The sequence below is a fragment of the Vibrio sp. 1249-1 genome (genome assembly GCF_033340495.1).
On sequence record NZ_JAWOWJ010001230.1, the window covers coordinates 1 to 505 of the forward strand.

Annotated in this window: 1 protein-coding gene; it reads left to right on the forward strand. The window is 47.7% G+C overall.

Annotated features, from left to right (window positions below; genetic code table 11):
* Positions 1-505, forward strand: a 505-nt coding sequence (locus tag R7Z50_RS31425) for a sigma 54-interacting transcriptional regulator (protein WP_318150266.1), incomplete at both ends; no start/stop codon positions are given.

Here is a 505-nt window from a genome sequence, read left to right on the forward strand (position 1 = left end):
CCAATGGCAGTAGATGCAGTAAAGCACGGCGCATGTGAGTTTTTAGAAAAACCGATAAATCCTGCCAACCTCTTAACACTAGTAAAACAGCAGCTTGAAACTCGAAGCAGCCAGGTGGAATTGCAGCTACAGGCGGAGAAATCTATTTCGCGCTCATTAATTGGTAAGTCTGCGCATATGGAGCAGATCCGCAAGCTTGTTGCCCAATACGCGTTACTGGACACGCACGTGGTGGTTTATGGTGAGTCGGGCACTGGGCGTCACAGCGTCGCGGGGTTAATTAAAGACATGATGTCTAAGAGTGAAGAAACGGAGTATGGTTCTTTTGCTCTCAGTGCAACCACAACAATGGATAGCATTGATGATGCCATCGACAAACAGCAGTCGTGTTTACTTGTGTTAGAGAACTTACCTGAACTGCCTGAAGAGGGGCAGCGGCATCTGGCTCAACTGTTACTGGCGCGAGAACGTTGTGGGAAAAAGAATCTGCGTGTTGTAACGATTT